At 70.5% G+C, this 24828-nt stretch carries 26 protein-coding genes; 18 read left to right on the top strand and 8 right to left on the bottom strand.

What is annotated here, in order from left to right; genetic code table 11:
• Positions 1–36 precede the first annotated feature (36 nt).
• The 6 genes from ABZ382_RS18015 (at position 37) to ABZ382_RS17990 (ending at position 5245) form a co-directional block, all read left to right on the top strand.
• Positions 37–531, top strand: a complete 495-nt coding sequence (locus tag ABZ382_RS18015; RefSeq protein ID WP_357090072.1) for a flavin reductase family protein — start codon at positions 37–39, stop codon at positions 529–531.
• Between the two features lie 109 nt (positions 532–640).
• Positions 641–1786, top strand: a complete 1146-nt coding sequence (locus ABZ382_RS18010) for a Rieske 2Fe-2S domain-containing protein (protein WP_357090069.1) — start codon at positions 641–643, stop codon at positions 1784–1786.
• A gap of 11 nt (positions 1787–1797) precedes the next feature.
• Positions 1798–2043, top strand: coding sequence for a hypothetical protein (locus ABZ382_RS18005; RefSeq protein WP_357090067.1), 246 nt, complete (start codon positions 1798–1800; stop codon positions 2041–2043).
• A 134-nt stretch (positions 2044–2177) separates the two neighbouring features.
• Positions 2178–3260, top strand: a complete 1083-nt coding sequence (locus ABZ382_RS18000) for a ferredoxin--NADP reductase (protein WP_357090064.1) — start codon at positions 2178–2180, stop codon at positions 3258–3260.
• A gap of 28 nt (positions 3261–3288) precedes the next feature.
• Complete coding sequence (locus ABZ382_RS17995) at positions 3289–4167, top strand: VOC family protein (protein ID WP_357090061.1); 879 nt, start codon at positions 3289–3291, stop codon at positions 4165–4167.
• Positions 4168–4213: 46 nt separating this feature from the next.
• Positions 4214–5245 (top strand): zinc-binding dehydrogenase, encoded by a 1032-nt coding sequence (locus ABZ382_RS17990; RefSeq protein ID WP_357090058.1) that lies wholly within the window; start codon positions 4214–4216, stop codon positions 5243–5245.
• On the opposite strand, the gene ABZ382_RS17985 is transcribed toward ABZ382_RS17990, so the two are convergent.
• Positions 5236–6045, bottom strand: coding sequence for an SAM-dependent methyltransferase (locus ABZ382_RS17985; RefSeq protein ID WP_357090721.1), 810 nt, complete (start codon positions 6043–6045; stop codon positions 5236–5238). The two genes, ABZ382_RS17990 and ABZ382_RS17985, sit on opposite strands and share 10 nt — an antisense overlap.
• A gap of 143 nt (positions 6046–6188) precedes the next feature.
• Entirely contained in the window at positions 6189–7907 is a 1719-nt protein-coding gene (locus ABZ382_RS17980) for a nitroreductase family deazaflavin-dependent oxidoreductase (protein ID WP_357090055.1), read from the bottom strand.
• Between the two features lie 112 nt (positions 7908–8019).
• Between ABZ382_RS17980 and ABZ382_RS17975 the strand changes: the two genes are divergently transcribed.
• Positions 8020–8595: a TetR/AcrR family transcriptional regulator gene (locus ABZ382_RS17975; RefSeq protein WP_357090053.1), complete on the top strand. Its 576-nt coding sequence runs from the start codon at positions 8020–8022 to the stop codon at positions 8593–8595.
• A 3-nt stretch (positions 8596–8598) separates the two neighbouring features.
• Here ABZ382_RS17975 and ABZ382_RS17970 read toward each other — a convergent pair whose 3' ends face one another.
• The 6 genes from ABZ382_RS17970 to ABZ382_RS17945 form a co-directional block, all read right to left on the bottom strand.
• The gene (locus ABZ382_RS17970; RefSeq protein WP_357090050.1) at positions 8599–9345 is read right to left on the bottom strand and encodes a short-chain dehydrogenase/reductase; all 747 of its coding nucleotides are present in this window, start codon (positions 9343–9345) and stop codon (positions 8599–8601) included.
• 16 nt (positions 9346–9361) lie between these two features.
• The gene (locus ABZ382_RS17965) at positions 9362–10225 is read right to left on the bottom strand and encodes an SDR family NAD(P)-dependent oxidoreductase (RefSeq protein ID WP_357090048.1); all 864 of its coding nucleotides are present in this window, start codon (positions 10223–10225) and stop codon (positions 9362–9364) included.
• Positions 10226–10355: 130 nt separating this feature from the next.
• Positions 10356–10886 (bottom strand): PadR family transcriptional regulator, encoded by a 531-nt coding sequence (locus ABZ382_RS17960; protein WP_357090046.1) that lies wholly within the window; start codon positions 10884–10886, stop codon positions 10356–10358.
• A gap of 42 nt (positions 10887–10928) precedes the next feature.
• Positions 10929–11798, bottom strand: a complete 870-nt coding sequence (locus ABZ382_RS17955; RefSeq protein WP_357090043.1) for a ribokinase — start codon at positions 11796–11798, stop codon at positions 10929–10931.
• A 24-nt stretch (positions 11799–11822) separates the two neighbouring features.
• Positions 11823–12161 carry a GNAT family N-acetyltransferase gene (locus ABZ382_RS17950; RefSeq protein ID WP_357090040.1) on the bottom strand — a complete coding sequence of 113 codons (339 nt, stop codon included), beginning with the start codon at positions 12159–12161 and terminating at the stop codon, positions 11823–11825.
• Complete coding sequence (locus tag ABZ382_RS17945; RefSeq protein ID WP_357090038.1) at positions 12158–13678, bottom strand: MFS transporter; 1521 nt, start codon at positions 13676–13678, stop codon at positions 12158–12160. The genes ABZ382_RS17950 and ABZ382_RS17945 overlap by 4 nt, the downstream gene beginning before the upstream one ends.
• 59 nt (positions 13679–13737) lie before the next feature.
• Between ABZ382_RS17945 and ABZ382_RS17940 the strand changes: the two genes are divergently transcribed.
• The 11 genes from ABZ382_RS17940 (at position 13738) to holA (ending at position 24805) form a co-directional block, all read left to right on the top strand.
• Positions 13738–15006: a glutamate-5-semialdehyde dehydrogenase gene (locus ABZ382_RS17940; protein ID WP_357090035.1), complete on the top strand. Its 1269-nt coding sequence runs from the start codon at positions 13738–13740 to the stop codon at positions 15004–15006.
• Between the two features lie 73 nt (positions 15007–15079).
• Complete coding sequence (locus tag ABZ382_RS17935; RefSeq protein WP_357090032.1) at positions 15080–15964, top strand: MoxR family ATPase; 885 nt, start codon at positions 15080–15082, stop codon at positions 15962–15964.
• 55 nt (positions 15965–16019) lie between these two features.
• Positions 16020–17474, top strand: a complete 1455-nt coding sequence (locus ABZ382_RS17930) for a VWA domain-containing protein (RefSeq protein ID WP_357090719.1) — start codon at positions 16020–16022, stop codon at positions 17472–17474.
• Positions 17475–17542: 68 nt separating this feature from the next.
• Positions 17543–18175: a nicotinate-nucleotide adenylyltransferase gene (nadD, locus tag ABZ382_RS17925; protein ID WP_357090029.1), complete on the top strand. Its 633-nt coding sequence runs from the start codon at positions 17543–17545 to the stop codon at positions 18173–18175.
• A 25-nt stretch (positions 18176–18200) separates the two neighbouring features.
• Positions 18201–18629 (top strand): ribosome silencing factor, encoded by a 429-nt coding sequence (gene rsfS / locus ABZ382_RS17920; RefSeq protein WP_357090028.1) that lies wholly within the window; start codon positions 18201–18203, stop codon positions 18627–18629.
• Between the two features lie 5 nt (positions 18630–18634).
• Complete coding sequence (locus tag ABZ382_RS17915) at positions 18635–19285, top strand: histidine phosphatase family protein (protein ID WP_357090717.1); 651 nt, start codon at positions 18635–18637, stop codon at positions 19283–19285.
• The gene (gene octT / locus ABZ382_RS17910) at positions 19275–20075 is read left to right on the top strand and encodes a diglucosylglycerate octanoyltransferase (protein ID WP_357090025.1); all 801 of its coding nucleotides are present in this window, start codon (positions 19275–19277) and stop codon (positions 20073–20075) included. Before ABZ382_RS17915 ends, octT begins: the two co-directional genes overlap by 11 nt.
• Positions 20072–20914 carry a DegV family protein gene (locus tag ABZ382_RS17905; protein WP_357090022.1) on the top strand — a complete coding sequence of 281 codons (843 nt, stop codon included), beginning with the start codon at positions 20072–20074 and terminating at the stop codon, positions 20912–20914. Before octT ends, ABZ382_RS17905 begins: the two co-directional genes overlap by 4 nt.
• Positions 20915–21094: 180 nt before the next feature.
• Positions 21095–22126: a helix-hairpin-helix domain-containing protein gene (locus ABZ382_RS17900; protein WP_357090018.1), complete on the top strand. Its 1032-nt coding sequence runs from the start codon at positions 21095–21097 to the stop codon at positions 22124–22126.
• Between the two features lie 163 nt (positions 22127–22289).
• Complete coding sequence (locus ABZ382_RS17895; protein ID WP_357090016.1) at positions 22290–23834, top strand: ComEC/Rec2 family competence protein; 1545 nt, start codon at positions 22290–22292, stop codon at positions 23832–23834.
• Positions 23831–24805, top strand: a complete 975-nt coding sequence (holA, locus tag ABZ382_RS17890; RefSeq protein ID WP_357090014.1) for a DNA polymerase III subunit delta — start codon at positions 23831–23833, stop codon at positions 24803–24805. The genes ABZ382_RS17895 and holA overlap by 4 nt, the downstream gene beginning before the upstream one ends.
• The last annotated feature ends 23 nt before the right edge of the window (positions 24806–24828 follow it).

Below are 24828 nucleotides of genomic sequence, written 5' to 3'. Positions count from 1 at the left end.
GCTAGCTATATTTCGGATCGAAATAAGGAGGAGCCGGTGCTCGATCAGACCCCGGCCATCGACGCGACGGCCTTCAAGACCGTCCTCGGGCGTTTCTGCTCGGGGGTCACCGTGATCACCGCCCTCGACGAGGACGAGCCGCTCGGTTTCGCCTGCCAGTCGTTCGCATCGCTGTCCATCGACCCGCCGCTGGTGAGCTTCTTCCCGGCACGCAGCTCGAGCACGTGGCCGCGCATCCGCGAGATCGGGCGGTTCTGTGTCAACATTCTGGCCGACGACCAGGCCGAGCTCTGCCGGCAGCTGGGCCGCCCCGGCCCGGACAAGTTCGCGGGCGTCGGGTGGGCCCCCTCGGAGAACGGTTCGCCGTTGCTCGCGGGCGCCATGGCGTCGATCGACTGCGAGCTCTACGACGAGGCCGACGGCGGCGACCACACCATCGTCATCGGACGCGTGACCTGCTTGAATGAACATTCCGAAGCCAAGCCGCTGCTGTTCTACCGCGCCGCGTTCGGTCGTCTCGAGCATCCGTAAACGGGCCCGTCTCGACTATCAGTAGTCACCGCCCGGCCAGTGAGACTGCGCTGTCGTCACCGTCACACCGGCCGCAACCATCGAAGCAAGGCAAGGGAGAGGAATTCACATGACCACCACGGACAGTGAGGTGCGAGTCATCGATGCGGGGAAGCCCCCGGCTCGATTCGCGCGCGGCTGGCACTGCCTGGGCCTGGCCGACTCCTTCCGCGACGGAAAGCCGCACACCGTCACGGCTTTCGGCACCGAGATCGTGGTGTTCGCGACCGAGAACGGCGAGCTGAACGTGCTCAACGCCTACTGCCCCCACATGGGCGGCAACCTGGCCGACGGCACCGTCAAGGGCGACTCCATCGCGTGCCCGTTCCACGACTGGCGCTGGAACGGCAAGGGCAAGTGCACCGGCATCCCCTACGCGCGCCGCGTGCCCCCGCTGGCCCGCACCAAGGCGTGGCCGACCATGGTCGAGAACCAGATGCTGTTCGTCTGGCACGACCCGGAGAACAAGCAGCCGCCCGCCGAGCTGGCCATCCCGCGCATCGACGCCGCCTTCAGCGACGAGTGGACCGACTGGACCTGGAACTCCATGATCGTCGACGCCAACTGCCGCGAGGTCGTCGACAACGTCGTGGACATGGCGCACTTCTTCTACGTGCACTACGGCTTCCCGACCTTCTTCAAGAACGTCTTCGAGGGCCACACCGCCAGCCAGTACATGACCTCCGTGTCGCGCGAGGACATGATGGGCGAGACCGCCAAGGCGCTGGGCGGCAAGAACGTGCTGCAGTCGGAGGCCTCCTACTACGGGCCGTCCTACATGATCGACTACCTCAAGAGCGAGAGCCCGAACGGTCTCGTGGTCGAGGGCTACCTGATCAACTGCCACTACCCGATCAACGAGAACCAGTTCGTGCTGCAGTACGGCGCGATCGCCAAGAAGCCCGAGGGCGTCCCGGCCGAGCAGGCCGCGGAGATCGCCGCCAAGTTCGTCGGCGGCCTGGGCAAGGGCTTCGAGCAGGACGCGGCCATCTGGAAGCGCAAGTCGCGGATCAACAACCCGCTGCTGTGCGAGGAGGACGGCCCGGTCTACCAGCTGCGTCGCTGGTACGAGCAGTTCTACGTGGACGCGGCCGAGGTCGCGGACGAGATGACCGACCGCTTCGAGTTCGAGGTGGACACCACCCGCGCGGTCACCGCGTGGGAGGCCGAGGTCGCCGACAACCTGGCCAAGCGCGACGCTGCCGCGAACGCCTGAGAGGCATTGCCATGGACGAGGTTTCGTGCCGGTCCTGCGGGACCTGCGTGCTGGTGGAGAAGTTCAGCGACCAGCACACCAGCGTGCAGTGGAACAAGGACGCGCAGGCCGCGTGCACGGAACTCGAGCAGACCGGGTTGCGTTCGCACACCTGCCGTGAGCTGCGGGCCAGCATCGACGAGGCGGTCGCCTCGGGTGCGCTGACGGTCAGCACGCGGGATGCGGACGTACAGACCCGCGGGCGAACTCAGGCCTGAGTGAGTGCCGGCCCGCCGCGGGCCGGCCTCCTCCGGGTGGGCCTTCCGACATCGTCGGCGGTCGGCCCCGGTTTACTGATACCCGCCTGGGCGGGTTCGAAACGAACAGCACAGGAATGGAACTGGTGGAACGGATGACGGTCACAGACTTCGAGGTAGACGAGGCCCTGGCGACCGCTCAGGTGAGCGGGATCACATCGGCGACGATCGTGCGCGTGGTGCGCGAGACCGCCGACGCGGTGTCGCTCGAACTCGTTCCCGACGCCGCGCACACCGAACGGTTCTCCTACCGTCCGGGCCAGTTCCTCACCCTGCGCATCCCCAGCGACCTGACCGGCTCGGTCAGCCGCTGCTACTCGCTGTCGAGCGCCCCGCACGAGGGCGGCCCGCTGAAGGTCACCGTCAAGCGGACCGTCGACGGCTACGGCTCGAACTGGCTGTGCGACAACGCCGCCGAGGGCCTGGCCCTGGACGTGCTGCCGCCCGCCGGCATCTTCACCCCCGACTCACTGGACACCGACCTGCTGCTGTTCGCCGGCGGCAGCGGCATCACCCCGGTGCTGTCCATCCTGAAATCCGTGCTGGCGCAGGGCACCGGCCACTGCACGCTGATCTACGCCAACCAGCACGAGAACTCGGTCATCTTCGCCGAGGAACTCGCGGAAGTGGCTGCCGCGCACCCGGATCGGCTGCTGGTGCTGCACTGGCTGCAGTCCGTGCAAGGCCTGCCGAGCGTGGCCACCCTGGCCGCGCTGGCACGGCCGTGGGCGGGCCGGGAGGTCTTCGTCTGTGGTCCCGGCCCGTTCATGGACGCGGTCGCCGCCGCCATGACCGAGCTGGGCGCCGACCGCAAGCGCGTGCACGCCGAGAAGTTCGTGTCGCTGTCCGGCAACCCGTTCGAGGTCGACCCCGCCGCGAGCGAGGTCGTGATCGACGACGGCGACGCCGCGACCGTGCAGGTCGAACTCGACGGCGAGAACCACGAAATGCCCTGGCCGCGTCAGCAGACCCTGCTCGACACCATGCTCGCCAAGGGACTGGACGCCCCGTACTCGTGCAAGGAAGGCGCGTGCAGCGCCTGCGTGTGCCGCGTCCTGACCGGCGAGGTCACCATGCGCCGCAACGAGATTCTGGAAGAAGAGGACATCGCCGACGGCTATGTGCTCGCCTGCCAGGCCGTTCCGGTCACCGACGACGTCACCGTCACCTATTCCTGATATCCCGAATCTCCCGAGGAGTATCACCATGGCTGCCTTCGCCTCGCTCGGCTACGTGCGCGCCCACATCGCCGATGTGGACGCCTGGCGCGCGTTCGCCTTCGACACCATCGGTTTCGCCGAGGGCACCGGCCCCAACCCGGACTCGATCTACCTGCGCGTCGACGAGCACACCTACCGCCTGGAACTGGTGCCCGGCGACCGCGACGCGGTCATCGCCGTCGGCTGGCAGGTCGCGGACCGGCGCTCGCTGAACCTGGTGCGGGAGATCCTGGAGCAGGCCAAGATCGAGGTCACCACCCTCTCGGTCGCCGAGGCCGTGAACCGGCACGTCGAGGAGGCCATCTCCTTCGTCGACCCGTCCGGCTTCACCATCGAGGTCTTCCACGGCCCGCTGCTGGACCACAGCCCGGTGGTCTCCAAGTTCGGCAACCGCTTCGTCACCGGCGATCTGGGCCTGGGCCACGTGGTGCTGCCGGTGCGCGACATCGAGGAAGCCCGCGAGTTCTACACCGAGGTCCTCGGTTTCGCCTCGCGCGGCTCGTTCCGCGTCGGCCCGCCCGAGCACCCGATCTGGATCCGCTTCATGGGCGTCAACCCGCGCCACCACAGCCTGGCGCTGATCCCCGGCTCGCGCCCGGACGGCCCCGGCATCGTGCACGTCATGGTCGAGGTCGACTCGCTCGACGATGTCGGCCGCGCGCTGGACCGCGTCAACAAGGCGGGCTACCACCTGTCCTCGACGCTGGGCCGCCACACCAACGACAAGATGATCTCCTTCTACGTGCGCACCCCCGGCAACTGGGACCTCGAATTCGGTTGTGAGGGCATGCTCGTCGGCGACGACTACGTGGCCGAGGAGATGACCGCCGACAGCTACTGGGGCCACGAATGGGCCCGCGGCTAGGACAGTGGATTCGCGGTCGGCACCCTGGCCCGAGGTAGGAAGAAACATGCGCGCGGTAGTCATGCGGAACCGGAAGCTCGTCGTGGACGAGATTCCGGAACCGGTGCCCGGTCCGGGACAGGTGCTGGTCGAGACCATCGCCTGCGGGATCTGCGGGTCCGACAAGCAGGCCCTCGACTACACCGACGAGTTCCTCCAGGCCTCCCGGGACAGCGGGGTGCCGACCTTCCTGTTCGATCCGTGCCGGGACCTGGTGCTGGGCCACGAGCTGTCGGCCCGGGTCATCGGCGCCGGACCGGACACGCCGTTCGTCGAGGGGCAGGCCGTGGTCGCGCTGCCCTGGGCGCTGGACCGCGCGGGCGGCATCCACGGCATCGGCTACTCCAACGAGTTCCCCGGCGGGTTCGGCGAGCGCATGGTGTTGCAGGCCATGGCGCTCGAACCGATTCCCGACCACGTGCCCCCGCACGTCGCCGCCCTCACCGAACCCCTCGCCGTCGGCTTCGGCAATGTCGCCCGCACCGGGATCGGGCCGGACGGCACCGGCATCGTGATCGGTTGCGGCCCCGTCGGTCTGGGCGCGGTGGCCGCGCTGGCCGAACGCGGCGTCGCCCCGATCGTCGCCTCGGACCCCTCGAAGCTGCGCCGCGAAGCCGCGTTGCGGATGGGCGCGCACCGGGTGGTGGACCCGGCCGTCGAGGATCCGGTGGAGGTCTGGCAGGAGCTGGCCGCGCCCGGTCAGAAGCTGCACGTGTGGGTGTGCGCCGCGGTGCCCGGCCTGCTCAACGACCTCATGTACAAGGTGCCGCGCGAGACCGCGATCCTGCAGATCGGCGCGGTCATGACCGACGACGTCATCCGGCCCGTCGTCGGCCTCTACAAGGACATCTCGTTGCAGATGTGCATGGTCTACCCGCAGGAGGAGTACGCGAAGACCTTGCGCCGCATCGCCGACGGCACCGTGGACGCCGCCTCGCTCATCACCGATCAGGTGGGACTGGACGGGGTCGCCGACGCGATCGAAGCACTGCGCAATCCCGACGACCACATCCAGATCCTGGTCCGGCCTCACCTCTGAGCGCGCACCAGGCGGCAGAAGTCGATCGGGCGCAGACCGTCGGTGCGCTGCCACAGGGCGGCATCGACGGCCTCACGCTGCGAGACATGGTCCGCCACGGTGAATCCGTGCCGTGCGAGCAGGGCCGTCACCGATTCCGGGGAGAACATGCTGCGCATCGGCTCGCCCTGCTGGGCGGTGGCCGCCTGCGCGAATTTGCCGTAGACCTGCCCGGACTCGTCGCGCAGCTCCGGCGGCAGCGCGTACTCCAGGACCAGTTCGGTGCCGGGCGCGAGACGCGCGAGGGTGGCCAGGGTGGCCGCGATGGCGGGCTCGGTGAGGTACATGGTGACGCCCAGCCAGCTCACCAGGGCGGGGCGCGACGGGTCGAAGCCGCAGGCGGTCAGTTCCGTGTACAGGTCGTCGCTCTCGAAGTCGACGCCCACGAATTCGACGGTCTCCGTGCCGATTCCGGCCTCGGCGAGCAGCTCCCGCTTCCACGTCTGGGTCGCGGGATGATCCACCTCGTAGACGGCGACCGCCCCGGCCAGCGGTGACCGGTAGGCGAAGGTGTCCAGGCCCGCGCCCAGGATCACGTACTGCGCGAACCCGCCCGCCGCGACCCGCGCCTCGGTGTAGTGACTGCGCGCGCTGACCTGGGACCGGGTGCCGCTGAGCACCGGGTGATCACCGGAATTCCGGTGATAGGAGAGCAGTTCGGGGGCGCGCTCGCCCAGCAGTCTCTCGGCCACGGTGTCATGGAAGAGATGCGGTGCGCTGTCCACGATCAAATGTGCGGCGCGACCGGCGGCCGCTATCATCGCGGTCCTGCTCGGGCTTTTATCGTCCATGAGAAACGATGGTAGACAGAAGAATTCGTCTCCGTTGACATCATATCACAGGAAAATAAATTCCCGATAACGAAAGCCGGGTGGCCGCACCGGAACGGCCACCCGGATTCGAATCAATTGTCGGTGAAAGTGATTCGCACCGTCACCGGATCGCTCTCCAGGGCCGCGAAGGCGGCGCGGGCGAACGGAGCCAACACCGGATGCGGGGCGAAGCTGCGGGTGCGGGCCACCACATCGTCGTCGGGGAGCAGGACCGCGGTGCCGGTGCGCCAGCGATCACCCTGCCGGACCCGGACATTCGGGTCGGCGGAGATGTTCAGGCCCCAGCCCGAGCGCAGCCCGTGCTGGCAGATGGCCCACGCGCCCTCGTCGTCGAACAGCAGGGACACCGGAACCCGGCGCGGTTGCCCGGATTTCCGGCCCACGGTCTCGATCTCGCTGGCGAAGCTGGTGCGGATGCCGACCTTGTCGAGCGCGCGCACGGTCGGGTTCATGACCGCGCGGCCGACGGCCCGCTCGATCCGGAACTTGCGGGCGGCCCGCGCGGCGGCGCTGCGGGGCGCGGCGGGCCGCTTGCTGCGGAAGGCGTCGAAACCATTGCGGCGCAGCATGATGACCGCGGTCCGCCACGGCGAACGGTCCGGATCCGGGGCGCTGCCCGCGCCGAGCAGGTGCAGCTGATCGGTGTGCCACTGCAGGTCGACCGCGCCGTCCATGGCCTTGAGCCCGCGGTTGGCGGCCAGGCGCGGCGGCAGGCTCAAAGTGATGTGCGGGGACCGCAAGGTGTCGGTGCGCTCGGTGATCAGGTCGGCCGCGGCGGTCGGGACCACCGCGGTCGGGCGGCCCAGGCCGATCACGTCGCAGGCCCCCTCGGACAGCGCCTCGGACATGGCCGAGCGGGACCGGAAGCCGCCGGTCACCGCGATCGGTACCGAGCCCGCGGCCCGCCGGGCGGTGCCCGCGTAGTCCAGGAAGTACGCCTCGCGGGCGCGGGTGCTGGCCGACACGGTGCTGGGACGGTTCAGCATGGCGGGGGATTCGTAACTGCCGCCGCTGATCTCGATCAGATCCAGCTGCTCGGTGGACAGCTGCTCGATGACCGCGCGCGACTCCTCCTCGGTGAATCCGCCGCGCTGGAAGTCCGCGGAGTTGAGCTTGATGCCCACGCCGAACCCGGGGCTCACCGCCGCGCGGATGCTCCGCGCCACCCCGAGCACGAAGCGCCGCCGCCGTTCCGCGTCACCACCCCAGGCGTCGGTGCGCTGATTGGACAGCGGGGACAGGAACTGGGAGACGAGATAGCCGTGCGCGCCGTGGATCTGCACGCCGTCGAACCCGGCGGCCTCGGCGACCCGGGCGGCGGCGCCGAAGCGGGCGATGATGTCGAGGATCTCGTCCTCGGTCAGCGCGCGCGGGGCGGGGATGCCCGGAATGCCCACCGCGACGGCGGAGGGGGCGACCGCGCGGGTGCGGGTGACGATCGGATTGGCCTGCCGTCCGGGATGATTCAGCTGCACCCAGACCTTCGCGCCGCCCTCCTTGGCGATCTTTGCCCAGCGGGTGAGCGCGCCCAGGTGGCGTTCGTCCTCCATGGCCACATTGCCGGGTTCGCCGCAGTGCCGTCGGTCGACCATGACATTGCCGGTGACGATCAGGCCGTAGCCGCCGCGACTCCACTGCCCGTAGAGGCGTTCCAGGCGCTCGTCGGGGGCATTGTCGCCATTCGCCAATCCCTCGCTCAGGGCCGACTTCATAATGCGATTGGGTAGCACCTGCCCGCTGGCCAGGGGCAGGGGATCGGACAGGGTCGGCTGTGGGGCTGCCGGGGGCATGGGTGCTCCGATTCCTCGTCGAAGTGCTGATCGGCGGACTACACTCGGTAGACCAATCGGTGTATCACTGACGGTAGTACACCGATCGGTATACAACAAGGAGGAATCGACCATGGGTGCCCGCGACCGCCTCATCGACAGCGCCATCGCTCTGATGCGCTGCAACGGCATCGCCGGAACAGGCATCGCCCAGCTGCTCGAGCACAGCGGCATCTCACGGCGGTCGATCTACCTGAACTTCCCCGGGGGCAAATCCGAACTGATCGCCGAGGCCACCCGCGCCGCCGGGAAGGCCACCAGCGCCCTCATGCGCACCGTCACCACGAGCACCGACCTCGCCAACGCCATCGCGGCCTTCCCGGCCCTGTGGCGAGACGTGCTGGTCTCGAGCGATTTCGCCGCCGGCTGCCCGATCACCGCCGCCGCCCTGGGCCGCTCGGAATCCCCGGAGGCCGCCGACGTGGCGGGGGAGACCTTCCAGGAATGGGAGACCATCCTCGCCACCCGCCTGGAAGCCGAGCAGGTGGAACCGGCCACCGCCCTGGCTCTGGCGACCACCATCATCGCCGCGGTCGAGGGCGCGGTCGTCATGTCGTTGGCGACCCGATCGACCGCACCCCTGGAACGCGTGGGCCGGCAGATGGCCGACCTCGTCGCCCTGCACACCGCGACGAAGACGGCCGTCTGAGCGTCAGATCAGGCTCAGACCACCGTCGATGGTGACGACAGTGCCGGTGGTGTAGCCCGACCGGTCCGAAGCGAGAAACGCTGCCATGTCGGCGATCTCGCGCGGATGGGCCGGGCGGCCGAAGGGGAAGTCGGCGGCCATCTCGGCGAAGCGGGCATTGTGCTCGATGAGCGCGGCGATGCGCGCCGTGGCCACCGGACCCGGATTGATGCCGACCACCCGGATGCCGTCGCGCCAGCTGCGACTGCCCAGCGCGCGGGTGAAGGCCATGAGCGCGGCATTGCCGGTGCTGCCCGCGATGTACTCGGCGTCAGGACGTTCGCCCGCCGCGCCGATCACATTCACGACCACGCCCCGGCCCTGTTCCTTCATGCGGTCGTAGACGAGGCGGCTCAGGTTGATGTAGCCGAACACCTTCAGCTCCCACCCGTGCCGCCAGGCCTGCTCGTCGACCGCGGCGAGGGAACCGCCGGGCATGTCGCCGGCATTGTTCACCAGGATGTCCGGTGCGCCGGCGAGCGCCGCGAGCCGCTCGATATCGGCGGCCTCGCGCAGGTCGGCGGGGTGGGTGTGGACCTCGACGCCGTGTACGGCGCGCAGCCGCTCGGCGAGGTCGTCGAGGCGTTCCTTGCCGCGGGCGGCGAGATGCAGGTGGCAGCCCTCGGCGGCCAGCACGCGCGCGATCTCCGCGCCGATACCGGCGGACGCGCCGGTGATGAGGGCGGTTCGCCCGGTGAGTCCCAGATCCATGTGTTCGATTCCTGATTCAGTGGGCGGGGGCGGGTTCGATGTCGGACAGGCCGAGCGCGTGCTGGAAGACACTGTCCCGCAGCCGGGCCGGGATGCGGGACAGCCACACCGCCAGCCGCGCATCGGTTCCCGCGACATAGACGGCTTTCGGTCGCCGGGCCGCGGCGGCGCGGACGATGGCGGCGGCCGCGACCTCCGGCGGGGCGTACCGCTGTCCGGCGGCTGCCGCCTCGAAGGCGACGAGCTGGCGTTCGTAGAGTTGCACCGTCCGCGGATCGGACTGTGCCCGTGCGGATTCGGCGGCGGCGGTGGACTTGGCGAAGATCTCGGTGCGCATGGCCCCGGGCTGCACGATCGACACCGGGATACGCCACGGGGCCAGCTCGACCCGCAGTGATTCCGAATACGACTCCAGCGCGGACTTGCTCGCGCCGATCGGGCCCAGGAACGGGAAGGCGGCCCGGGCGCTGGCCGCGCTGACATTGACGATGCGGCCCCCGCCCGCGCGCAGCAGCGGCAGGAACGCCTGGATGACGCGCACGGGGCCGTGCACATTGACCTCGAACTGGCGGCGCCATTCCTCGATGGGCACCAGTTCGACGGGGCCCTGCACGAGCACGCCCGCATTGTTGATCACGGCGTGCAGGCCGTGCCCGTCCTGGGATTTGTCGATGTACTCGGCGGCCGCGGCGACGCTGCCGGGGTCGGTGACATCGAGGGTGATCTGGGTGATGCCGGGGGCATCGAGCTCGGGCGCCGGTGTGCGGACACCGGCGTAGACGTGAAATCCCTTGGCGGCCAGGGCCTGTGCGCAGGCGCGGCCGATGCCGCCGTTCGCGCCGGTCAGCAGGATGGCGCGCACGTTGGTGGGTGCTGTCATGGGAAGCCTCGGATCGAGTCGCGGTTGATTCGCATGTACCCGGGTACATGAACAAGGGTACATGTCCCAAGGGACATGTCAATGGATGCGAGTGCCCCTGTCGATGCGAATTCCGGTGTGGTGCCGGTGTTTACCGATCCTCGGCGATCTCGTCGCGCGCCCACTCCGCCCATTCGGCCAGCGCCTCGTACAGCCGGATCCCCGCCTCGACCGTGATGCGCTTGGACTTGGCGTGCGGGTCGTCGCCGAAATCGCCGCGGTCCTTGGCCAGCGCGAGCTCCCGGTACATGGCCGCGGTGTCGCCGAAGAACCTGGCCTCGCGCTCCAGATGCTCGTCCAGATCGGCGGGTTCCATCAGCCAGGAGAAGAACGACCGCAGCAGGGGTTCCACCCGCAGCGTGTGGTCGACCTCCTCCTCGACCAGCCAGCGGCGCACCTCGGTCAGGCCCGACTCGGTGATCCGGTACGCCTTGCGGCCCCGGGCGCCCTCGCTGTCGATCTCGATCATCCCGGCCTGGGCCAGCTTGCCCAGTTCGGCGTAGATCTTGGGATGCCGGGCGGGCCACACCGGGCCCAGCGCCTCCTGGAACCGCTGGGCCAGGTCGTACCCGCTGGCCGGGCCCTCCGCCAGCAACCCCAGCAACCCATGCCGCAGCGACATGCCACACCCTTTCGTCGAGCCTCAGCCCATCATCACATTCGGCTATCGCGCGCCGGCCGCCGCGAGTACCGCCTCGACCTCGTCCGCCGCCGGAACCGATGCGCTGGCGCCCAATTTCGTGGTGGCCAGGGCCCCGGCCGCGCAGGCCCAGGCGAGCGCGGCCGCCGGACCCTCGTGCCAGTGCGCGGCGAGCGCTCCGGTGAACGTGTCGCCCGCACCGGTGGTGTCCACCACCCGCACCGGAAAACCCGGGTGGGAGAGCGCGAGCCCACCGGGACCGCGATAGGACGCGCCCGCACCGCCGAGGGTGGTGACGACGTGCGGGACGTCGCGCAACGCGGACTCCAGGCGCGCGGCCTCCCCCTCGTTGACCACGGCGATATCGACCTCGGCCCAGACCTCGTCCGGAAGGTCCCGCACCGGAGAGGGATTCAACAGCACCACGGTGCCGTTGGCCCGCGCGTGCCGGGCGGCCGCGAGCACCGTCGGCACCGGAATCTCCAACTGGCACAGCAGCACATCCGCGGCCCCGACAGTCTCCAGATCCGCCGCGCTCAATTCCGTCATCCGACCGTTGGCCCCCGCCACCACGATGATGGTGTTCTCGCCGCCCGCGTCCACCACGATGGTGGCGATCCCGCACGGCCCGTCCACCTCCCGCAGCCGCGCGACCCCGACCCCGTCCTCCCGCAACGCCTTTCGCAGCGCGTCCGCGAACACATCGGACCCGACCGAGCCGACGAACTCGACCTCCGCGCCGGCCCGGCGCGCCGCGATCGCCTGATTCGAGCCCTTCCCGCCCGGCACCAGCGCGAACCCGTCCCCGGATACCGTCTCCCCGGCCTCCGGCCGCCGCCCCACGGTCGTCACCAGATCCATATTGATGCTGCCCACCACCGCGATTCGCGCCATGGCCGGGACCCTAGTGCAGCCGGATCAGCCGAGGGCGGATTCGACGGTGGCGACGGCCTCGGGGGTGACCGGGTCGAGGATGTCGTCGAAGTCGTGGTGTTTCTCCACGTACGCCTTCACGAACGGGCAGATGGGGACGATGCGGCGGCCCGCCGCGCGGGTGGCGGTGAGGGCGGCCGAGATCAGCTTGGAGGCCAGGCCCTGGCCGGCGTAGGCGTCGTCGATCTCGGTGTGGAAGAAGATGCGCTGACGGCCGTGGTCGACATAGGCGGTGAGGCCCGCGCGGGTCTCGCCGACCTTGATGCCGAAGAACTGGGGGACGGTGTCGGTGGACTGGGTGACCGTCGGTTCGGTGGTGGTCATGCGCGCTCGCTTCCGGTGGTCGGGACGTGGTGATCGGGTTCCAGGGGTGGGCTCGCCACGGCGGAGAAGGTGCGGCATTCGGGCTCGCACTCGGGCGGGGCGGTGCGCAGGGCGTCGTCGCGAACGGTGAGGAAGGCCAGGGCGGCGGCCGCGAGCATGAGGACGGCGCAGGTCACGATGGCCAGGTGGAAGCCGTGCGCGAAATCGGGCGGATTGGTGTAGGCGGCGCCCGTGAGACCCGCGAGCGGCGGGATGGCGGCGACGCCGAGCAGCCCCGCCGCGCGGGCGACCGCATTGTTGACGCCGCTGGCGACGCCCGCGTGCCGTTCGTCGGCCGTGGCCAGCACGGTCGCGGTCAGGGGTGCCACCGCCAGGGTCAGGCCGAGGCCGAAAACCAGTGCGGCGGGCAGGACATCGCGCAGGTACGAGGTGTGCAGGCCGACCCGGGTCATGAGCAGCATGCCCGCCGCCGCCAGCAATACGCCGAGGGTGATGGGCCGGCGCGGGCCGATGCGCTGGGCCAGCGCACCGGCACGGGCCGAGAACAGCAGCATCAGCACGGTCACCGGCAGCATGGCCGTACCCGCGGCGATCGGATTGAACCCGGACACCACCTGCAAGGTCAGCACGAGCAGGAAGAACACCACGCTCATCGCCCCGTACATGACGAAGGTGACCACATTGATCGCGGTGAACTGCTTGGAGGAGAAGATGGTCACCGGCAGCATGGCCGCGGGATCCTGGTCCGGGCGCGAGCGCCGCCGCTCCACGATCACGAACGCCGCACCGGCCGCGATACCCGCGATCGCGCTGCCCCACACCAGTATTCGGCTCGCGTCGTGTTCGGGGGCCATGGTCAGCGCATAGGTCAGCCCGGCCAGGCACAGCGCGGCCAGCACCGCGCCCAGGACGTCGAACCGCCCGTGCGCGGAGGCGTCCCGCGTCTCGGGCACATGCTTGACGGTCACCGCGATCACCAAGGCGGCCAACGGAATATTGAGCAGGAACACCCACCGCCATCCGGCCGCCTCCACCAGCCAGCCGCCCAGGAACGGCCCGATGGCCCCGGCCACGCCGCCCAGCCCGGACCAGGCCCCGACCGCCCGTGCCCGTTCCCCGGGCGCGAACGAGGCCTGGATGATGGCCAGCGATCCGGGTGTCAGCAGCGCACCGCCCACGCCCTGCAACGCGCGCGCCGCGATCAGCATCGAAATGTCCTGCGCCGCACCGCACAATGCGGAGGCGACGGCGAACCACACCACCCCGATCAGGAACACGCGCCGCCGCCCGTACCGGTCGCCCAGCGACCCGCCGAGCAGGATCAATCCGGCCAGGGTCAGCGTGTACGCGTTGACGGTCCACTGCAGGCCCGCCATGGACGCGCCGAACTCGTCCCCGATCCGCGGCAGGGCCACATTGACGACGGTGGCGTCGAGCATGGCCATCCCCGAACCCAGGACGGTGGCCAGCAGAACCCATCGACCGGTCCCCGAGGACAACCGGATGCTCGCGGTCATGGGTCCAAGGTAACAACCTGCCCGCGACCGGCATCCGAACTGATCAGTAATCTGTCGGTATGACTGCTTCCACGACCGCCGACCGGGACACCGTTCGCGAGGCGGTGCACGACGCGGCGCGCCGGGCTCGGGTCGCGTCGCGGACGCTGGCTCAGCTCACCACCGCGCAGAAGGACGCCGCGCTGCACGCCGCGGCCGACGCCCTGCTCGCGGCCGCGGCCGCCGTCCTCGCGGCCAATGCCGAGGACATCGAGATCGCCAAGGCCGGCGGCACCGCCGAATCCCAGCTGGACCGGCTGCGGCTGACCGAGGCCCGGGTCGACGGGATCGCGGCCGGGCTGCGGCAGGTGGCCGCGCTGCCGGACCCGATCGGCGACGTGGTGCGCGGCAAGACGCTGCCCAATGGGCTCGAGATCCGCCAGGTGCGGGTACCGCTCGGCGTGGTCGGCATGGTGTACGAGGCGCGGCCGAACGTCACGGTCGACGCCTTCGGGCTGGCGCTCAAGTCGGGCAACGCCGCGCTGCTGCGCGGATCGTCCTCGGCCGCGAACTCCAATGCCGCCCTGGTGAAGGTGCTGCGGGAAGCTCTTGAAGCGCAGGGTCTTCCGGCCGACGCCGTGCAGCTGCTGCCCTCCGAGGACCGCTCCAGCGTGACCCACCTGATCCAGGCCCGCGGCCTGGTCGATGTGGTGATCCCGCGCGGCGGCGCGGGCCTGATCAACGCCGTGGTCCGCGACGCGCTGGTGCCGACCATCGAGACCGGCACCGGCAACTGCCACGTCTTCGTCCACAAGGACGCGGATCTGGATATGGCCGAGTCCATCCTGATCAATGCCAAGACCCGGCGGCCCTCGGTGTGCAACACCGCCGAGACGGTCCTCATCGACCGGGCCATCGCCGAGGTCGCGGTGCCGCGCATGATCCGGGCGCTCGAGGACAAGGGCGTCACCATCCACGGTGACCTGCCGGGCCTGGTGCCCGCCACCGACACCGACTGGGCCGACGAATACCTGTCCCTGGACATCGCTTTGAAGGTCGTCGACGATCTCGACGCCGCGGTCGACCACATCAACGAGTGGGGCACCGGCCACACCGAGGCCATCGTGACCGCCGACCTGAAGGCCGCGCGCGAGTTCAGCGCCCGCGTGGACGCCGCCGCCGTCATGGTCAACGCCTCCACCGCGTTCACCGACGGCGAGCAGTTCGGCTTCGGCGCGGAGATCGGCATCTCGACCCAGAAGCTGCACGCCCGCGGACCCATGGGCCTGCCCGAACTGACTTCCACCAAGTGGATCGTGTGGGGCGACGGGCAGATTCGCCCCGTGTAGGAAACCCGGCTTCCGCCGGTTGAATTGGGGTCCGGGGCTTGCCCCGGGACCCCCGAAAGTAGGAGGACCGCCCGTGGCTCCGACCACCGTGCCCACCCAGGAGCCGATCTTCTCGTCGGTCGACGATGTGATCGAGCGGCTGGCCCGCACCGGCTACCTGGCCGACAAGGCCACCGCCACCTCGGTTTTCCTCGCCGACCGGCTCGGCAAGCCACTGCTCATCGAGGGCCCCGCGGGTGTCGGCAAGACCGAGCTGTCCAAGGCCGTCGCCCAGGTCGCGGGCGCCGAACTGGTGCGGCTGCAGTGCTACGAGGGCGTGGACGAGGCGCGGGCGCTCTACGAGTGGAACCACGCCAAGCAGATCCTGCGCATCCAGGCGTCCTCGGAGAACGACTGGGCCGAGACCAAGGCCGACGTCTTCACCGAGGAGTTCCTGCTGGAACGCCCGCTGCTCACCGCCATCCGGCGCGACGAGCCGACGGTGCTGCTCATCGACGAGACCGACAAGGCGGACGTCGAGATCGAGGGCCTGCTGCTCGAGGTGCTCAGTGACTTCACCGTCACGGTGCCGGAACTGGGCACCATCGCCGCCACCCGCAAGCCGTTCGTGGTGCTCACCTCCAACGCCACCCGCGAGCTGTCCGAGGCGCTCAAGCGGCGCTGCCTGTACCTGCACATCGACTTCCCCGACGAGGAGCTCGAACGCCGCATCCTGGCCAGCCGGGTGCCGGAGCTGAAGCCCGCCGTCGCGGCGCAGCTGGTGCGGATCGTGCACGTGCTGCGCGGCATGCAGCTCAAGAAGCTGCCCTCGGTCGCGGAATCCATCGACTGGGCGCGCACCCTGCTCGCCCTGGGCGCCAAGGATCTCGACGACAAGACCGTGCGCGCGACCCTCGGCGTGGTGCTCAAGCACCAGGCCGACCACGTGCGCGCCCAGGCCGAGCTGAAGCTGGCCTGACGTCATGGTGGGCACGGGCCGGGAGAACACGTCGCGTGGGTTGGTGTCGGCGGCCATGCGGGCCTTCACCAGCAATGCCACTCCCGCCAAGCCGGTGACCACGGTCCCGGGGCCGACGGCCGAGCACGGCCTGCCGGGGCATCTGGTCGGCTTCGTGGAAGCGTTGCGGGGCCGGGGAATTCCGGTCGGGCCGTCCGAAACCGTGGACGCCGGACAGGTTCTCACCGTCCTGGACCTGATGGACCGCGAGGCGCTGCGCGAAGGCCTGGCGTGCGCGCTGCTGCGCCGCACCACCCAGCGCGCCACCTTCGACGGCATGTTCGACCTGTGGTTCCCGGCCGCGCTCGGGGAGCGGATCGGGGCCGAGGAGATCGAGCTGCCGGTCAGGCCCGACGGCTCGGTCGACATCCTCGAACTGCGGAAGATGCTGGCGGAGTTGCTGGTTCAGGACCCCTCCGGCGAGCAGGCGCAGCAGTTGCAGGCGCTGGCCGCGCAGATGGTCGACCAGATGGGCCAGTACCAGGCCGCGGGCGGGCCGTCGTTCTCCGCCTATCAGACCCTCAAGGATCTCCAGCCCGAACTGCTGGTGAGCAAGATCCTCGCCGGTCTGGCCCAGGGCATGGACAACTCCGACTTCGACACCGAGGTCGCCCGTCGCGCGGCGCGGCAGCGCATCAAGGACTTCCGCGGCACCGTGGAGGCCGAGACCCGCCGCCGCGTCGCCGAACGCATCGGCCGCGAACGCGTCGCCACCTACGGCGTGGCCCGTCAGGCCGAGGACGCCGACTTCCTGCGCATCTCCCAGAACGAACTCGACGAACTGCGCCGCGGCAGCCAGCGCCTGGCCCGAGTCCTGGCCTCCCGCTTGGCGGCTCGCCGCCGCCGCTCCCGGCGCGGCGAGATCGATCTGCGCAAGACCATGCGCAAATCCATGTCCACCGGCGGCGTCCCCGTCAACCTGGTCACCCGCAAGCCGCGTCCCGGCCGCCCGGATCTGGTCCTGCTGTGCGACATCTCGGGCTCGGTCGCCGGATTCTCCAGCTTCACCATGCTGCTGGTGAACGCCCTGCGCGAACAGTTCTCCCGGGTCCGCATCTTCGCCTTCGTGGACCGCGTGGACGAGGTGACCGGCCTGTTCGACGCCGCCACCCCGCTCGACCAACTGACCCGCCGCATCTTCACCGAGGCCGAGGTCGTCGGCATCGAGGGCCACTCCGACTACGGCTCGGCCCTGGAGGGTTTCGCCGAACGCTTCCCCGACGCCGTCACCAGCCGCACCTCGCTGCTCATCCTCGGCGACGCCCGCACCAACTACCGCGACCCCGCCCTCGACACCCTCCGGCAGCTCGTCGAGACCGCCAAACACGCCCACTGGCTCAACCCCGAGGCCGAAAAGATGTGGGGCACCGGCGATTCCGCCGCCAACCGCTACGCCGACATCATCGACATGCACGAATGCCGCTCCGCTCGCCAGCTCACCGCCCTGGTCGGCCGCCTCCTCCCCGTCTAGGAGTTCGGCCGGCCAGGCAGGCGGCCGCTGCGCGGGCGACGGCTCAGCCCCCGGTAAGCTCGCGTTTCGTGCATACGAACGGCCGCCGCAAGCTGGGCGTGATGGGTGGCACCTTCGACCCCATCCACCACGGGCACCTGGTCGCGGCCAGCGAGGTCGCCAACCGGTTCGACCTGGACGAAGTGATCTTCGTCCCGACCGGGCAGCCCTGGCAGAAGGGGGACCGGCCGGTCAGTCCGGCCGAGGACCGCTATCTGATGACGGTCATCGCCACCGCCTCCAACCCGCGGTTCTCGGTCAGCCGCGTGGACGTGGACCGCGGCAAGGAGACCTACACCGTCGACACCCTGCGTGACCTGGCCGAACAGCACCCCGACGCGGATCTGTACTTCATCACCGGAGCGGACGCGCTGGCCAGCATCCTCACATGGCAGGATTGGTCGGAACTGTTCGAGCTGGCGAAATTCGTCGGCGTGACCCGTCCGGGGTACGAATTGAATATCGACCATCTCGCCGATCACCTCCGCGATTTCCCGGAGGGCACGGTCACGATGATCGAGATCCCGGCCCTGGCCATCTCGTCGAGCGAATGTCGGCGACGGGCGGGGGAGGGTCGGCCGGTGTGGTACCTCGTCCCGGACGGGGTCGTCCAATACATATCGAAACGGCACCTGTACGTGTCGCAAGAGCGTGCATTGTGAAAGTGCGCAGGGAAGAGGTAGCAGGGTGACAGCATCGGCAGAAGCGGTCAAGATGGCGACGGTGGCCGCACTGGCCGCCGACGAGAAGCTGGCCGTCGACGTGGTCGTGCTGGATGTCTCCGAGCAGCTGGTCATCACCGACTGCTTCGTCATCGCGTCCGCGCCCAACGAGCGCCAGGTCAACGCGATCGTCGACAATATCGAGGACAAGCTGCGCGACGCCGGATACAAGCCGGTGCGCCGCGAGGGCACCCGCGAGGGCCGCTGGGCGCTGCTCGACTACGTCGAGATCGTGGTGCACGTGCAGCACGAGGACGAGCGCGACTTCTACGGCCTGGAACGACTGTGGAAGGACTGCCCGCAGGTGGCGGTCGAGGGGATCGGCGACCCGCGGACCGCGGCAGCGGACCGGGACGCCACGACAGATGAAGACAAGGCTGGGGACGACGAGTGAGCAAGATGGCCGGCGTCCGCCGGTTGATTCTGCTGCGGCACGGACAGACCGAATGGAATGCCACCGACCGCATGCAGGGCCAGACCGATACCGAACTCAGTGACATCGGCCGGCGCCAGGCCAAGGACTGTGCCCCCGATATGGCGACCAACGACCTGATCGCCATCGTCTCCTCCGATCTCAAGCGCGCCCACGACACCGCGCTGGCCGTCGCCGAATGCGCCGCCATGCCGGTCGTCACCGACCCGCGCCTGCGCGAGACCAACCTCGGCGACTGGGAGGGCATGGACCACCGCCAGGTCGACGCCCAGTTCCCCGGCGCGCGCAAGGCGTGGCGGCTCGACGCCCGCTTCACCCCGCCCGGCGGCGAATCCAAGCTCGAGGTCGGCGCGCGTTCGCTGCCCGTGGTGCAGGAGCTCTTCGCCACCCGCGAGGACTGGCCCGGCCGCAGCATCATGCTGGTCGCGCACGGCGGGCTCATCGCGGCCCTCACCGCGGCCCTGCTGGAACTGCCCGAGTCCAGCTGGCCCGCCCTGGGCGGCCTCGCCAACACCAGCTGGGTGCAGCTGACCAGCCACGGCCCCGGCATCGACCGGCCCGGCTGGCGACTGGACGTGTGGAACGCCGTCGCCAAGGCGGCTCCCGATGGCCTCTGACAATGGTGCCGACCGGCCGAAGAACGAAGCGGCAGCCGACGATTCGGTGATCGAGACCGCGCCGCAGCGCAAGGTGCTGGTCGTGGTCGCGGACTCGCTGTCCTACTTCGGCCCCAAAGGCGGTCTGCCCGCGAACCATCCGCGCATCTGGCCCAATCTCGTTGCCGCCGAACTCGACTGGGACGTCGAACTGGTCGCGCGCATCGGGTGGACCTGCCGGGACGCCTACTGGGCGCTGATCGGCGATCCGCGCGTGTGGGCCGCCGTGCCCAACGCCGGGGCGGTCGTATTCGCCACCGGCGGTATGGATTCGCTGCCTTCGCCGCTGCCCACCGCGCTGCGCGAGCTGATCCGCTACACGCGTCCGGCCGCCCTGCGCCGCCGGGTGCGCGAGGCCTACAACTGGCTGCAGCCGCGGCTGTCCCCACTGGGCTGGCCGGTGGCGCTGCCGCCCAAGGTCAGCGTGGACTACCTGGAGCAGTCGCGGGACTCGCTGGCGCAGTTGCGGCCCGAGCTGCCGTTCGTGGCGGTGCTGCCGTCGGTGCACAAGTGCGAGGCCTACGCCGAGGTGCACACCGGCCGCGAGCCCATGGTGCGGGCCGTGACCGCCTGGGCCGCCGAACACGACGTGCCGCTGGTCGACCTCGGGGAAGCCGTGCGCGACAACGTGTTCAACGGTCCGGCCAACCCCGACGGTATCCATTGGGGCTGGGAGGGCCACACCGCGGTCGCGCGGGCCATGGTCAAGGTGCTGACCGAGGTGACGACCGACGAGGTACAACCTGCATGACCGTGGTGGTGGTGACCGACTCGTCGGCCAGTCTCCCGGCCGAACTCGCCGCCGACCTGGGGGTGCTGGCGGTGCCGTTGCACGTGCTGGTCGACGACCGCGAGATGCGCGAGGGCGTCGACGAGTGCGAGATCGACTACGGGTCCTCGCAGGTCACCACCTCCGCCGCCTCGCCGGGTGAGCTGCGCGCGGTCTACGAGCGCGCGCTGGAACTCAGCGACGGCGACGGCGTGGTGGCCGTGCACATCTCGCGGCAGCTGTCGGGCACCTGGGAGGCCGGACGGCAGGCGGTGCGCGATATGGACGCCGCCCACCGCATCCGGCTGGTGGATTCGCTCAGCGCCGGGCTCGGCACCGGCCTGCCCGTGCTCGCGGCCGCCCGCCGCGCCCGCTCGGGCGAAACCCTCGACGTGGTCTACGACTCGGCGGTCGCGGCCGCCAGCCGCGGGCGGGCGTTCATCGTGGTCAACCGGACCGAGCAGTTGCGCCGCGGCGGCCGATTGACCTCCGCCGCCGCCTTCTTCGGCTCCGAACTGGTGACCAAGCCGATCCTGCAGATGGTCGACGGCCGCCTGGAACTCCGTGAGAAGGCCCGCACCCGGTCGAAGGCGTTCACCAAGCTCGTCGCCGCCGCGGTCGACGCGGCCGGTGAGGACGGCGCGGCGGTCGCCGTCCAGCACCTCGGCGCGGAAGACGCCGCCTCCACCATCGCGACGCAACTCCAATCCCTCATCCCCGGTATCCGCGAGGTGATCATCTCCGAGTTCGGACCGACCCTCGGCGTCCACCTGGGCGTTGGAGCGGTCGGCGCACTGGTCGTCCCGGGCGGCTGCGGCTAGCGGGGTCCCCGCTCACCGCGGGGGCCGACTGCCGGTCGGCCGGTGTCACCAGCCGGGGTGGGATGACGCGTCCGGTGCTGGAAATCTGCTTGTCCACAACGAGTTTCTGTATCCACAGCCCGACGAGAACCCCAGGTCGCGGTCCCGGCTCGCACGGCCCCGGCTCCTACCGTGAGCCCCATGCCGCAACTCGACGAACGCACTCCACTGCAGCGCCTCACCGACCGCCCGGACCGCGAACCCCGGCCGAGCCCAACGGAATTCACCCCCGGCCGCCCGCACCCGTCCCGCTGGGACGAGGAATCGCTCGACGACCTTCGAGACCCCGACTCCGCCCCTCCCGCCTGGCTCTCCGAGCCGTGCGGCCCCGTCTCCCTCTGGCACGAACGCCTGGTCCCCGAACGCTTCCGCGGCACCCGCTGGGACCCCGGCCCGCGCGGCGTGCTCGTGCTCGCCGCCCTGGCCGGGTTCGCCATCCTCCTCGCCGCCTACGTCTCCCTGCGGGAAACCCCGGTCTCCCAACCGGTCCCGCCCGTCGCGCCCCTCAGTGACACGGCGCCGGCCGGCCAGGATTCGCCGGCGATCGCCGCGACCGAACCCGTCGCGTCGGGGGGCGCTGCGCCGCGGACGGCCGTTCCCGCACCGGCCGCGCCAGGTCCCGCCGTCCCGCAATCGGGTCGGAATCCGATCGTCCCCACCGCCGTTCCGGCGGCGGGCGGGACCGCCGCGTCGTCGGAACTGGTTGTCAGCGTCATCGGATTGGTCGAGCACAGCGGCCTCCGTCGATTGCAGACCGGAGCTCGCGTGGCCGATGCCCTGCGCGCCGCCGTCCCGCGACCCGAGGCGGACCTGTCGACCCTCAACCTCGCCCAGCAGCTCACCGACGGCGACCAGATCGTCGTCGCTCGTGCGACCCCTCGCACAACGCCCACCAGGGCCGGGAGCACGATCGTGAATTCCGCGCACGCCACCGGCGATTCGCCCGCCGCCACCGGACCTCCCCGCTCGACCGCCGCGGCCGCGAAGGTGAATCTCAACACCGCCACCGAATCCGAACTCGACACCCTTCCCGGCGTCGGACCGGTCACCGCGAAAGCGATCCTCACCTGGCGGGCCCGCCACGGCCGGTTCACCTCGGTCGACCAGCTCGCCGAAATCGACGGTATCGGCCACTCCCGGCTCAACCGCCTGCGCGACCGGGTCACCACATGAGCGCCGTGCGATGCGCTGTCGCGCCGCGGGAGCGGCGGCGGGCCGAGCCGGTGCTCCGGTGGACGCGACCGCTGCGCACTGGATCCGCAGGGGGTGTCCGCGCCGCGGGCGGGACCGGTCGGCGGACCGGTGGGCGATGGAGTCGCGAATCGGGGTGGCGGCGATGACGGCTGACGACGTGGCGGTGGGCGCGGACCGCGGACCGGCCGACGCGCCGGAGATGCTGGATGCTCGGCTGGTGCCCGCGGCGGTTTGCGGCTGGGGCGCAACGGTTGTCGCCGTGGTGGCGGGGTGGCAGGCGGGTGTCGGGGTCGCGGCCGGGTGTGTGGTGGCCGGAATGGGCATGGCCGCCCTGGCTGTTCGGCGGGCCCGGGTGGGCCGGGTCAGCGGGGTGGTCTGGGTCGTGTTGGGGGCCTTGCTGATCGGGGCGGGGTTCGGGTTGGCGGGGGCGTGGCACGCGCATCGGGTGCGGGAGCATCCGCTGGGGGCGGTGCGGGCCGGGCAGCGGGTCGTCGCGGTGGTGGAACTGGGCGAGGATCCGAAACGGTTGTCGGGCAAGGCATTCGGCGGTCCGAAGGTGATGGTGCGGGGTGAACTGGTCGAGTACCGGGTGGGTGGACGGATCGTGCGGGCGGGCGGTGCGGTCACCGTGCTGGCTCCGGCGGGCGGGTGGCGGACGTTGCTGCCGGGGCAGCGGGTGGAATTCGGGGCGCGGGTGGGGCGTCCGTGGCGGGCCGACCTGACGGTGGCCGTGCTGCGGGCCGACGGTGCTCCGGTCGCGGCGGGTGAGGCGCCGTGGTGGCAGCGTGCCGCCGGGCGGGTGCGTGCGGATTTCGGTAGCTCCGCGCATCGGGCGCTGTCGGATGACGCGGCGGGACTGCTGCCCGGGTTGGTCATCGGCGATACGTCTGGTCTGACCGAGCACGTCGCCGAGAACTTCCGCGAGGTGGATCTGGCGCATTTGACCGCTGTCAGCGGTGCGAACATCACGATCTTGCTAGGGGCCGTGCTGATTTCGATGCGCGCGCTCACGGTGGATCCGCGGATCGGGGCGGTGGCGGCGGGCGCCGCGCTGGTCATGTTCGTGATCCTGGCCCGGCCGTCGCCGAGCGTGCTGCGGGCCGCCGTCATGGGGGCGATCGCGCTGCTGGCGGTGTGCACCGGCCGCCGGAAGCAAGCACTGCCCGCGCTGTGCGCCGCGGTGATCGGGCTGCTGGCGTGGTCGCCGGGCTTGGCGGTGGATGCCGGGTTCGCGCTGTCGGTGCTGGCCACGGCGGGACTGATCGTGATCGCGCCCGGCTGGTCGGAATGGCTTCGGGCGCATGGCTGGTGGCGGATTCCGGCGGACTCGTTCGCGGTGGCCGCCGCGGCCTTCGTGGTCACCACCCCGCTGGTGATCGCCATGACCGGCCACCTCAGCCTGGTGGCCATCGTGGTGAACATGCTGGTGGAGCCGGTGATCGCGCCCGTCACCATCCTGGGGGCGCTGGGTGCGATGTTCGCGGTGGTCTGGTCGCCACCCGCCGCGGTGGTCATCCACTGCACCGCTCCGCCGCTGTGGTGGCTGCTGACCGTGTCGGACCGGGCGGCGGCGCTGGGCGCGTCGGTCACCGTGCCCACCGGATTACGGTCGGGTCTGGTCGCGGCGGTGGTGTGCGGGCTGGTGCTCGCGGGGTTGTCGGGCCGGACTCGTAGGATCGTTGCGTGAACCAGCGACCCGCGCCCCTGCATCTCGTGCTCGGTGAAGAGGAACTGCTGATCGAACGGGCGGTGGCGGCCATCACCGCACAGGCTCGGGCCACCACCGCGGATCCGTCGGCACTGCCGGTGGATCGGCGGCGGGCCGGCGATGCCAGCACCCCGGAATTGGCGGAGCTGCTGAGTCCCTCGCTCTTCGCGGAGGACCGGGTGATCGTGCTGGAGTCGGCGGCCGAGGCGGGTAAGGACGCGGTCGCGGTCATCCAGGACGCCGCGTCGTCACCGCCCGAGGGCGTGGTGCTGGTCGTGCTGCACAGCGGCGGCGGGCGGGCCAAGGCGCTCGCACCGGCCCTGCAGAAGCTGGGCGCGGTCGTGCACAACTGCGCGAAGCTGACCAAGGCGGGGGAGCGGGTCGAGTTCGTGCGCAACGAGTTCCGGGCCGCCAATGTGAAGGTGTCCGCGGACGTGGTGCAGGCGCTGCTCGAGGCGGTCGGCTCGGATCTGCGGGAACTGGCCGCCGCCAGTTCACAGTTGGCCGCCGACACCGGCGGCAAGGTGGACATCGCCGCGGTCCGGCAGTACTACTCCGGCAAGGCCGAGGTGACCGGATTCGAGGTCGCGGACCTGGCCGTGTCGGGGGACCGCCCCGCCGCCATGGAGGCGCTGCGCTGGGCCATCGACCGGGGCGTGCCCGCGGTGCTGCTCGCCGACGCTCTCGCGGATTCGGTGCACACCATCGCCCGCGTCGGATCGGCCGGGCGCGGAGACCCGTTCAAGATGGCGGGTGACCTGGGCATGCCGCCGTGGAAGGTGAAGAAGGCCCAGGGGCAGGCGCGCGGCTGGACCGGCGCGACCATCGGCGCGGCCCTGCAGGTGGTGGCCGGGCTCAACGCCGATGTGAAGGGTCAGGCCGCCGACGCGGATTACGCGCTGGAGCACGCGCTCTCGCGAATTCTGGACCTGCGCGAGAGCGCCTCGTAGGCGCGGCGGGGAGCGCCGCGCCC

This window comes from Nocardia sp. NPDC005825 (assembly GCF_040630175.1).
In the GTDB taxonomy this organism is placed as follows: Bacteria; Actinomycetota; Actinomycetes; order Mycobacteriales; family Mycobacteriaceae; genus Nocardia.
The sequence above is the reverse complement of the archived record's forward strand: the minus strand, read 5'-3'. Positions and strand labels throughout refer to the sequence as shown.

What these genes read in the sequence shown, in the direction of transcription:
- ABZ382_RS18000 (WP_357090064.1), top strand. Translation starts at nt 2,178, where the DNA reads ATGACGGTCACAGACTTCGAGGTAGACGAGGCCCTGGCGACCGCTCAG.
- ABZ382_RS18010 (WP_357090069.1), top strand. Translation starts at nt 641, where the DNA reads ATGACCACCACGGACAGTGAGGTGCGAGTCATCGATGCGGGGAAGCCC.
- ABZ382_RS17945 (WP_357090038.1), bottom strand. Translation starts at nt 13,678, where the DNA reads ATGACCGCGAGCATCCGGTTGTCCTCGGGGACCGGTCGATGGGTTCTG.
- ABZ382_RS17970 (WP_357090050.1), bottom strand. Translation starts at nt 9,345, where the DNA reads ATGGATCTGGGACTCACCGGGCGAACCGCCCTCATCACCGGCGCGTCC.
- ABZ382_RS17985 (WP_357090721.1), bottom strand. Translation starts at nt 6,045, where the DNA reads ATGATAGCGGCCGCCGGTCGCGCCGCACATTTGATCGTGGACAGCGCA.
- ABZ382_RS17915 (WP_357090717.1), top strand. Translation starts at nt 18,635, where the DNA reads ATGGCCGGCGTCCGCCGGTTGATTCTGCTGCGGCACGGACAGACCGAA.
- ABZ382_RS17955 (WP_357090043.1), bottom strand. Translation starts at nt 11,798, where the DNA reads ATGGCGCGAATCGCGGTGGTGGGCAGCATCAATATGGATCTGGTGACG.
- ABZ382_RS17980 (WP_357090055.1), bottom strand. Translation starts at nt 7,907, where the DNA reads ATGCCCCCGGCAGCCCCACAGCCGACCCTGTCCGATCCCCTGCCCCTG.
- octT (WP_357090025.1), top strand. Translation starts at nt 19,275, where the DNA reads ATGGCCTCTGACAATGGTGCCGACCGGCCGAAGAACGAAGCGGCAGCC.
- ABZ382_RS17990 (WP_357090058.1), top strand. Translation starts at nt 4,214, where the DNA reads ATGCGCGCGGTAGTCATGCGGAACCGGAAGCTCGTCGTGGACGAGATT.
- ABZ382_RS17995 (WP_357090061.1), top strand. Translation starts at nt 3,289, where the DNA reads ATGGCTGCCTTCGCCTCGCTCGGCTACGTGCGCGCCCACATCGCCGAT.
- ABZ382_RS17905 (WP_357090022.1), top strand. Translation starts at nt 20,072, where the DNA reads ATGACCGTGGTGGTGGTGACCGACTCGTCGGCCAGTCTCCCGGCCGAA.
- ABZ382_RS17940 (WP_357090035.1), top strand. Translation starts at nt 13,738, where the DNA reads ATGACTGCTTCCACGACCGCCGACCGGGACACCGTTCGCGAGGCGGTG.
- ABZ382_RS17965 (WP_357090048.1), bottom strand. Translation starts at nt 10,225, where the DNA reads ATGACAGCACCCACCAACGTGCGCGCCATCCTGCTGACCGGCGCGAAC.
- ABZ382_RS17930 (WP_357090719.1), top strand. Translation starts at nt 16,020, where the DNA reads ATGCGGGCCTTCACCAGCAATGCCACTCCCGCCAAGCCGGTGACCACG.
- ABZ382_RS17975 (WP_357090053.1), top strand. Translation starts at nt 8,020, where the DNA reads ATGGGTGCCCGCGACCGCCTCATCGACAGCGCCATCGCTCTGATGCGC.
- ABZ382_RS17950 (WP_357090040.1), bottom strand. Translation starts at nt 12,161, where the DNA reads ATGACCACCACCGAACCGACGGTCACCCAGTCCACCGACACCGTCCCC.
- ABZ382_RS17960 (WP_357090046.1), bottom strand. Translation starts at nt 10,886, where the DNA reads ATGTCGCTGCGGCATGGGTTGCTGGGGTTGCTGGCGGAGGGCCCGGCC.
- ABZ382_RS17895 (WP_357090016.1), top strand. Translation starts at nt 22,290, where the DNA reads ATGACGGCTGACGACGTGGCGGTGGGCGCGGACCGCGGACCGGCCGAC.
- ABZ382_RS17900 (WP_357090018.1), top strand. Translation starts at nt 21,095, where the DNA reads ATGCCGCAACTCGACGAACGCACTCCACTGCAGCGCCTCACCGACCGC.
- ABZ382_RS18005 (WP_357090067.1), top strand. Translation starts at nt 1,798, where the DNA reads ATGGACGAGGTTTCGTGCCGGTCCTGCGGGACCTGCGTGCTGGTGGAG.